We start from the raw sequence: 8,627 nt of genomic DNA, 5'->3' as shown, positions 1-8,627 counted from the left end.
CCGGCCGTGACCGGCGGAGGGGACCCGGCCGCGACCGGCGGGACCACGCAGGCGCCGGGTGATGCAGGAGGACAGCCCGCGGGGGCGCAGCCTGCCGGCGGCATTCCGGAGATCGTGGAGAACGTGCAGCCGTCCGTGGTGACGGTCTTTACCGACAACGGCCTGGGCAGCGGCGTGGTCTATTCCGAAGACGGGCTGATCCTGACCAATGAACATGTGGTCGGCGACAGCACCACCGTCGAGGTTGGCTTCGCCGACGGGCAACGCAGCGCGGGCAAGGTCCTGGCGACGGATGCGGTGTCCGATCTGGCCTTGGTGCGGACCGAGCGCGACGGGCTCCCGGCCGCCGAGTTCAACACGTCGCTGCCGACGATCGGCGAACTTGCCGTGGTGATCGGTTCGCCGCTGGGCTTCGAGAATACTGCCACGGCAGGCATTATCTCCGGCCTGCACCGTTCCATCCCGGGATCCGCCTCGTCGAGCCTGGCGCTGGTGGACCTGATCCAGACCGACGCGCCGATCAGCCCCGGCAACTCGGGCGGCGCCGTCGTCAATGCGCGGAGCCAGGTGGTGGGCATCAGTGAGGCCTACATCCCGCCGGAGGCGGGCGCGGTGTCGCTCGGGTTCGCCATCCCCGCCGCCACCGCCCGGGAAGTGGCCGAGGAACTGCTCGAAGACGGAACCGCCGACCACGCTTTCATGGGCCTGACTCCCGCCAGCATCACGGCGGCGATCGCCGAGCAGCTCGGCGTGCCCCAGGCGGAGGGCGTTTTGGCCCTGTCCGTAGGCGACGGCGGCCCGGCCGACGAGGCGGGAATCCGCGCCGGCGATGTGCTGCTGAGCGTGGACGGCGAGGCGCTGGCGAGCGCCGAAGACCTGCTGGCCGCCATCCGCCAGCACAACCCGGGCGACACGGTCAGCGTGGAAGTGCGCCGCGACGACGAGACCCGAAGCGTGCAGGTTGCGCTCTCGGACCGCCCGGTGCCGTGACCGGCTGCTAGGATTGGCTCGCCGCGACTGGCGTTAGGTGGGACACCACCAGGAAGTGGCAGCAGGGCCGGAAACCGTCGGTTACCGCTCCTGCATATACCGACCTCGGATCGCACGCCTGGGACGTAAGGTCACGTTCGGGCCGGAGTGTGTCCGGGGCAGGTCATGCGTCATGCGTGCGGGTGCCTGCAGCCGGTAATCTGGCCTGTAGCAGTGAGATAAGCCCCACCACCCAGGAGATTCTCCCTTGACTTCTACGCCCTCTGTGACCGATCTGCCGCTGTCCCAGGTGGATCCTGAAATCGCCGCCGTGATCGACGCCGAACTCGGTCGCCAGCGCGACACTCTCGAAATGATCGCCTCCGAAAACTTCGCGCCGCGTTCGGTGCTCGAAGTCCAAGGCTCGGTCCTGACCAACAAATACGCCGAGGGATACCCGGGACGGCGCTACTACGGTGGCTGCGAGCACGTAGACGTCGCCGAAAACCTGGCCATCGAGCGGGCCAAGTCGCTCTTCGGCGCGGAATTCGCCAACGTCCAGCCGCACGCCGGCGCCCAGGCCAACGCGGCCGCCCTCTCCGCCCTGATCCAGCCGGGCGACAAGATGATGGGCCTGTCCCTGGCGCACGGTGGCCACCTCACGCACGGGATGAGGCTGAACTTCTCTGGCAAGCTCTACCAGGTCGCCGCCTACGAGGTTGACCCGAAGACCTTCCGGGTGGACATGGATAAGGTCCGCGAGCAGGCGCTGGCCGAACGTCCGAACGTGCTCGTGGCCGGCTGGTCCGCGTACCCCCGCCAGCTGGACTTTGAGGCCTTCCGTTCCATCGCCGACGAGGTCGGAGCCTACCTCTGGACCGACATGGCACACTTCGCCGGGCTGGTCGCCGCCGGCCTGCATCCGAACCCGGTTCCGCACTCGGACATCGTCACCTCCACGGTCCACAAGACCCTGTCCGGCCCGCGCTCCGGCGTGATCCTGGGCAAGGAATCCTTCGCCAAGAAGGTCAACTCGGCCGTTTTCCCGGGTCAGCAGGGCGGCCCGCTGATGCATGTGGTCGCTGCCAAGGCGGTGGCCTTCAAGATTGCCGCCGGCGAGGAATTCAAGCAGCGCCAGGAACGCGTGCTCGAAGGCGCCCGGATCTTGGCCGAGCGCCTGGCCGCCGCCGACGTGGCCGAGGCCGGCGTGTCCGTGCTGACCGGCGGCACCGACGTCCACCTGGTCCTGGTGGACCTGCGCAATTCCCAGTTGGACGGCAAGCAGGCCGAAGACCTGCTGCACGAGGCTGGCATTACCGTCAACCGCAACGCCGTGCCGTTCGATCCGCGCCCGCCGATGGTTACCTCGGGGCTGCGCATCGGTACGCCGGCGCTGGCCACCCGCGGTTTTGGGGCGGCCGAATTCACCGAGGTCGCAGACATCATTGCCACCGCGCTCAAGGGTGGCGCCGATACTGCCGCCTTGCGGGCCCGCGTGAAGAAGCTTGCCGACGACTTCCCGCTCTACCCCGGCCACGAGGAGTGGTGACATGAACCTCTATACGACCCCGCCGACGGCCCGCGTGCTGGACGGCAAGGCCACCGCGGCGCAAATCAAGAACGAGCTCACGGAACGGGTATCGGCGCTCAAGGCCAGGGGCATCGTGCCCGGCCTGGGGACCGTGCTCGTCGGTGAGGACCCGGGCAGCAAATGGTACGTCGGCGGCAAGCACAAAGACTGCGCCGAAGTGGGCATCGAGTCGATCCGGCGCGACCTGCCCGACTCCGTTTCGCAGGAGGAACTCGAAGCGGTCCTCGATGAGCTCAACGCCGACCCGGCCTGCACCGGTTACATCGTGCAGCTGCCGCTGCCCAAGCACATCGACACCAACCGCATCCTGGAGAAGATCGACCCGGCCAAGGACGCCGACGGCCTGCACCCGATGAACCTGGGCCGGCTGGTGCTCAACGTGGGTGAGCCGCTGGACTCGCCGCTGCCCTGCACCCCGCACGGCTGTGTCGAGCTGCTGCTGCGCCACGACGTCGAGTTGGCCGGCAAACGCGTGCTGGTCGTTGGCCGTGGCGTCACCGTGGGGCGCCCCCTGGGCCTGTTGCTGACCCGCAAGGAGATCAACGCGACGGTGATCCTTGCCCATACCGGAACGATCGACCTGGCGGCGGAACTGCGCGAGGCCGACGTCGTGATTGCCGCTGCCGGGATGCCGCACATGATCAAGGCATCCGACCTCAAGCCCGGCGCCGTCGTGCTGGACGTTGGGGTCAGCCGCGTCGAGGACGAGGACGGCAAGGCCCGGGTGACCGGCGACGTGGAGCCCGAGGCCCGCAACGTGGCCAGCTGGCTCTCGCCCAATCCGGGCGGCGTCGGCCCGATGACGCGTGCCATGCTGCTGGCCAACGTCGTGGGAGCCGCCGAGCGCCAGGCCGGCTGAACCTTGCGCTGAACCTCAAGAGGGCGGTGTCCGGATCCCGGACGCCGCCCTCTGACGTTTCCGGCCGCGCTGCTTGGTACAGCTGGCCTTGTCCGGTAAAGCCGGCGGCCGGGGTTTGGCCTCGCGCGCGGCGGACAGTCAGCGGCGGGCGGGGGTTACCTCGTGCGCGGCCGGAGAATCAGCGGCGGGCTCTTGGGCTCACCGGCCGGGCGCTTGGCCTCCCCACGCGATAGACAGTCAGCGGCGGCCGGACTGAGCAGGAGACCAATCATGAGCGGCTGCCGAAACTGTTACGGCAGCCAATCGTCGGCAGCCCCCGGGGCGGCGGCAACTTTGGCGACAATCGACTGGTGGAAAGTTGCAGCGACACGCCGACGTTCGCTGCAGCTTTCCGCCACTCGATGACCTGTGAACAACTTCCGCACGCCAGGGCGCCGGCTGTAGATAATGTCCGGATGAGTCCAGCACACCGACCGGGACCGGAACAGCACCTGCCACGGCTGAGGCCGCTCCCGCCGCACCTGCAGGCCGCCGCGTTCACGATCGAGGACGGCCTGAAATCGGGGCTGAGCAAGAGCCAGTTGCGCCACCCACGCCTCATCCGCATAAGCCGGGGCATCTGCACGCTCCAGCCGGCCGGCCTCGACCTCGCAGCCCGCGTGCGCCCGTTCACGCGGATCAGCGATTCGAGCGCTGCCTCACATGACACCGCGGCACGCCTTTGGGGCTTTCCCGAACCTGCCGCCGGCTTCGATCGGCGGGTCCACATCTCGCGTCCAAGCGACCGCGCACGGATGCAACGCCCCGGCGTGGCGGGCCACCGATCCCGGCTCGTCCCGGATGAAGTGGCTTGGGTGGATGGACTGTGCCTCACGACGCGCACGCGGACATGGCTGGACCTGGCGGAAACCCTCGATCTGGCTGACTTGGTGGTGATAGCCGACTACCTCCTGCGCATTCCGCGGCCGGACTTCGAAGGGCGCGTGGCTCCATTCGCCACCCGGGAGGATCTCCAGGCCCTGCTGAACCGCCACCCCGGAAAGCGGGGCCTGCGCAAGGCTCGTGCAGCCTTGGCGTTGGCCCGGGTCGGAGCGGACTCTCCGCCCGAGACCAGGCTTCGGCTGGCCATGCTCAGCGCGGGATTGCCGGAACCCGAGGTGAACAAGCCGATCAGGGACGACGACGGCGCTATTCTGCACAGCCCCGACCTGTCGCTGCCTGAATACCGGATCGCCATCGAATACGAGGGCGAAGGCCACGGCCAGGCCGACCAAATCGCGCGGGACATCGAGCGGGCCGAACGGGCCCGGGCAGCAGACTGGGACGAAGTCCGGATCTCCAGGCGGCACATGGCCAACGGCGCAGACCGCGCGATCCGAAAAATCACCGCGGCACTGCAGCGGCGTGGCTGGTCCGCGGAGCAGGCTGCCTGAGCTCACAGCCGGCCCCGCAGCATGTTCTGGTGCAAAAAGACGACGCCGGTCGGGGCGTCGAAGAGCTCGACGGACCGGCCGGACACGACCGAGGCGGGCGTCCCATCGGGGCGCCGAAGAGCTCGACGCATCGGACCGACACGACCGAGGCGCGACGTCCCATCGGGCGCCAAAGAGGTCGACGCACCGGACCGACACAACCGAGGCGGGCGTCCGGCCGGAATAGCTCCGGCAGGACACCCGCCTCGGTGTTGAGTCAGCTGGGGTTACTCCAGCACAACCTTGGTGGCTTAGACGCCGGCCTTGACGGCGTCGTCGGTGGAAACTCCGCGGCGCTTGTCGAAGACGGTGGCCCCGACTTCCTGCTCGGCCTGGTTGTTGATCGACAGATCGATGCCGGGGCGGTCGCGCAGGATCAGCACAGCGATGATGGAGATGATCGTCATGCCGAACAGGTACGCCGAGACGGAGCTGCTGGTCCCGGTGGAATTGATCAGTGCCTGGGCGATGGTTGGGGCGAACGCGCCGCCGAGAATCGCGCCCAGTGCGTAGGCGATCGAGACACCCGAGTATCGCACGGAGGCCGGGAAGATCTCGCTGTACCAGGCCGCCTGCGGGCCGTAGCTCAAGCCCAGGCCGAAACTGAACAGCGCCAGCGCCAGGTACAGCATGCCCAGCGAACCGGTGTCGATCAGCCAGAACAGCGGGAAGACCGTCAGCAGCTGGGCGCCGAAACCAATCAGGTACGTGCGCTTGCGACCGATCTTGTCGGCCATGATGCCGGCCAGGGCGGTGAAGATGAACCACATGGCCGAGGCGAACGTGATGGCCAGCAGCACGTCGGTGCGCTCCATGCCCACTGCCTCGCTGGTGGCGTAGCTGGGGATGAACCCGCCGGTGGCCATGTAGCCGGCAGAGTTGTTGCCGGCGAAGATCAGTGCGGCCAGGATGACCAGCAGCCAGTGCTTGCGGAACAGTTCCACGATGGGGACCTTCTGCTGCTGCTTCTTGTCGGCAATCTCCTTGAACACCGGGGACTCGTCCACCGAGCGGCGAACCATGTAGCCGATGGCGATCAACACGACGCTAAGCAGGAACGGGATGCGCCAGCCCCACTCAAGGAAGGCCTCGCCGGGGGAGATCACGCCGGTCATCAAAGTCATGACGCCCGAAGCGAGCAGCATGCCGAGCGGAACACCCAACTGGGGGAAGGACCCTGCACGGCCGCGGCGGTCACGCGGGGCGTGCTCCACGGCCATCAGGACGGCTCCGCCCCATTCGCCGCCGGCGGAGATGCCCTGCAGGATGCGCAGCGAGAGCAGCAGCACCGGGGCCAGGATTCCGGCCGTCTCGTAGGTGGGCAGGATGCCGATCAGCGTCGTCGCTGCTCCCATCATCATCAGCGTGATGACCAGCATGGCGCGGCGGCCGAGCTTGTCGCCGTAGTGTCCGGCCAGGAAGGCGCCAAGCGGCCGGAACAGGAAGCTGATGCCAACGGAGGCGAAGGCAAGGAGCAGCCCGATGGATTCGCCGGCCGGCTCGAAGAACAGGTGCGCGAAGACCAGGCCCGCTGCCGTGGCGTAGATGAAGAAGTCGTACCACTCGATGGTGGTGCCGATGATGGTGGCAAACGCGACGCGACGCTGATTGGCGGCGGACGATTGCCCGGAAACTGTAGTGCTCATAGTTGTCCTCTTGGGTCGGTCACACCGAGGAGGCCGGCGCGACCAGATGGGTGGAGCTTAGGCGGGCGGGAACAACGAGGCCGGGGTTTTCGGCCCGGGTCGTGTGGTTCCGCCGCCGGGTCTGCTTGGCAGCCCGGCGATGCCCGCCGGTTGGGATCAGCCACCATTCGGGGCAGAACGTTGAACGTGACAACCATTGTGACACGCCTCGCAATCCTCGGTAAACTTCAGATAAGCGGCGAACTTCTTTGATTGGACTGAAGTATTGTGGTCGATTTCACTTTGCGACAGCTTCAACTCTTCGCTGCCCTCCCGGACCATCCGACACTGAGCTCGGCTGCCGCCAGCCTGAACATCTCGGAGTCCGCGCTGTCGCAGGCCATCACGGCCCTCGAACGGGCCGCGGGTGAGCAGCTCTGCGTGCGGCGAAAGGCTCGCGGCCTCCAGCTGACGCCGTCGGGCCAGTTCTTCGCGCAACGGGCCCGACTGCTGCTGCGCGATGCGGAAGCACTGATCAGCGACCTCTCAGGCGCAGCCGGCGAACTGAAGGGACCGGTGCGGTTGGGGTGCTTCGCGAGCTTCGCCAGCAGCGTCCTGCCCTCGGTGCTCGATCGCCTGCCCGAACAGTATCCGGGCATCAGCGTGGACGTCACGGTCGGCTCCCACGACGACCTGCTGCCCGCCCTGGACGCCGGGCTGCTGGACCTGGCCATGGTCTACGACATGGAGCTCCCCGCCGGGTACAGCCAGCGCACCATCTATCAGACCGAGTTGCAGGCGGTGCTGCCGCCGGAACATCCCTTGGCCGGGCAGTCAACGGTGGATTTGGCGGACCTCGCCGCCGAACCCCTCATCATGTACGAGTCGAGTCCGAGCACGGCGAACACGTATCGCGTCTTTGAGGAACGCGGCCTGCGCCCGTACGTCGCCACGTCCATGCCGCAGGCGGTGCTGGTGCAGGCACTCGTCGGGCGGGGGCTGGGGTACGCGCTGCTGATGTCACGGCCGGCCGCCCCGGCCGTGACGGTCGAAGGCCGGCCGGTCGCGGTGCGGCCGCTATTGCCGCCCGTATCGCAGACGACCATGTGTGCGATCTGGCCGGACACCATGGTCCTCAGTCCCAGGGCCGAGGCGGTGTTGGGCCATGCCGTGCAGGCACTGGGCAGCGGCGGAGGCACCTGACCCTGCCGCCGCGCGCAACCTGACCCGCCGCGCGCAATCTGACCTGCCACCACCTGACCCGCCGACACAACCTGACCTACCACTTGACCCGCCGACACAACCTGACCCGCTGCCGCTGCCGCTGCCGCTGCCGCTGCCTGCCGCACCGGCGCTGTTGCTAGAGCGCCGCCGGCTGCAGTTTTGAGTGTGCCTTGAGGTCGAAGGCGGGGTCGGCGGCCTGTTCGGGGGTGAGGGTGGCGCCGGCGGCGAGGAGGCGGCGGGCGGCCATGTGGTCCGCGGGCTGGTTGACGGATTCGACGGCGGCGAGGGCGCCGTTGCGGAAGCAGAAGACGGAGAACTTTTCGTCGGCGGGGTCGCCGCGGAGAACTACCTCGTCGCCCGGGGCGACCAGGCCGGCGATCTGCAGGCGCAGCGGCCCCTGGTTGGACCAGAACCAGGGCAGATCCGCGTAGCCGCCAGACCCGGTGCCCAGGATGGCGCGGGCGGCGTGCCGGGCCTGGTCGGTGGCGTTCTGCACGGATTCGAGCCGGGTGCGGGCGCCGGCGTGGGGGTTGGGGAAGGACGCGCAGTCGCCGATGGCGTAGATGTCCGGGTCGGAGGTGCGCAGGGTGGCGTCGACGGTGATGCCGTTGTCCACCTCAAGGCCGGCGGCCGAGGCGAGTTCGGTGCGCGGGATGACGCCGACACCGACCAGGACCAGGTCCGCGGGGTAGCGTTCGCCGGTGGTGCTGATGGCGGCGGCGACGTGGCCGGTCTCGTCGGCGTCGAAGGAGGCGATGCCTTCGCCGAGGCGCAGGTTTACGCCGAGGCGCCGGTGGGCGTCGGCGAAGAACGCGCTCATGGTGGGGGTCAGGGCCCGGCTCATGGGCCGGTCGGCGTACTCGAGGACGGTGACGCCCAGGCCGCGG

Annotated in this window: 7 protein-coding genes; 5 read left to right on the top strand and 2 right to left on the bottom strand. The window is 68.3% G+C overall.

All coding sequences use genetic code 11. The features are described from left to right. From AC5RUJ_RS07135 to AC5RUJ_RS07120, 4 genes are all read left to right on the top strand, one after another. On the top strand, positions 1 to 990 hold a 990-nt coding region (locus AC5RUJ_RS07135; protein ID WP_494155709.1), incomplete at its 5' end, for a S1C family serine protease. Between the two features lie 247 nt (positions 991 to 1,237). Then, positions 1,238 to 2,518 carry a serine hydroxymethyltransferase gene (gene glyA, locus AC5RUJ_RS07130; protein ID WP_494026109.1) on the top strand — a complete coding sequence of 427 codons (1,281 nt, stop codon included), beginning with the start codon at positions 1,238 to 1,240 and terminating at the stop codon, positions 2,516 to 2,518. A 1-nt stretch (position 2,519) separates the two neighbouring features. After that, on the top strand, positions 2,520 to 3,419 hold the full coding sequence (locus tag AC5RUJ_RS07125) for a bifunctional methylenetetrahydrofolate dehydrogenase/methenyltetrahydrofolate cyclohydrolase (RefSeq protein WP_494128003.1): 900 nt from the start codon (positions 2,520 to 2,522) through the stop codon (positions 3,417 to 3,419). Between the two features lie 455 nt (positions 3,420 to 3,874). Next, on the top strand, positions 3,875 to 4,852 hold the full coding sequence (locus tag AC5RUJ_RS07120) for a putative endonuclease domain-containing protein (protein ID WP_494128004.1): 978 nt from the start codon (positions 3,875 to 3,877) through the stop codon (positions 4,850 to 4,852). A gap of 290 nt (positions 4,853 to 5,142) precedes the next feature. Here the strand turns inward: AC5RUJ_RS07120 and AC5RUJ_RS07115 are convergent, their stop codons facing one another. Further along, the gene (locus AC5RUJ_RS07115) at positions 5,143 to 6,537 is read right to left on the bottom strand and encodes an MFS transporter (RefSeq protein WP_494001507.1); all 1,395 of its coding nucleotides are present in this window, start codon (positions 6,535 to 6,537) and stop codon (positions 5,143 to 5,145) included. A 282-nt stretch (positions 6,538 to 6,819) separates the two neighbouring features. Between AC5RUJ_RS07115 and AC5RUJ_RS07110 the strand changes: the two genes are divergently transcribed. After that, positions 6,820 to 7,719 (top strand): LysR family transcriptional regulator, encoded by a 900-nt coding sequence (locus tag AC5RUJ_RS07110; protein ID WP_494128005.1) that lies wholly within the window; start codon positions 6,820 to 6,822, stop codon positions 7,717 to 7,719. A 157-nt stretch (positions 7,720 to 7,876) separates the two neighbouring features. Here the strand turns inward: AC5RUJ_RS07110 and AC5RUJ_RS07105 are convergent. Beyond that, positions 7,877 to 8,627: NAD(P)/FAD-dependent oxidoreductase (locus tag AC5RUJ_RS07105; protein ID WP_494155708.1), on the bottom strand; the 751-nt coding region annotated here is incomplete at its 5' end.

The sequence above is a fragment of the Arthrobacter sp. Y3223164 genome (assembly GCF_059091005.1).
This window is presented reverse-complemented; position numbering and strand designations above follow the sequence as displayed.

What these genes read in the sequence shown, in the direction of transcription:
- AC5RUJ_RS07120 (WP_494128004.1), top strand. Translation starts at nt 3,875, where the DNA reads ATGAGTCCAGCACACCGACCGGGACCGGAACAGCACCTGCCACGGCTG.
- AC5RUJ_RS07125 (WP_494128003.1), top strand. Translation starts at nt 2,520, where the DNA reads ATGAACCTCTATACGACCCCGCCGACGGCCCGCGTGCTGGACGGCAAG.
- AC5RUJ_RS07115 (WP_494001507.1), bottom strand. Translation starts at nt 6,537, where the DNA reads ATGAGCACTACAGTTTCCGGGCAATCGTCCGCCGCCAATCAGCGTCGC.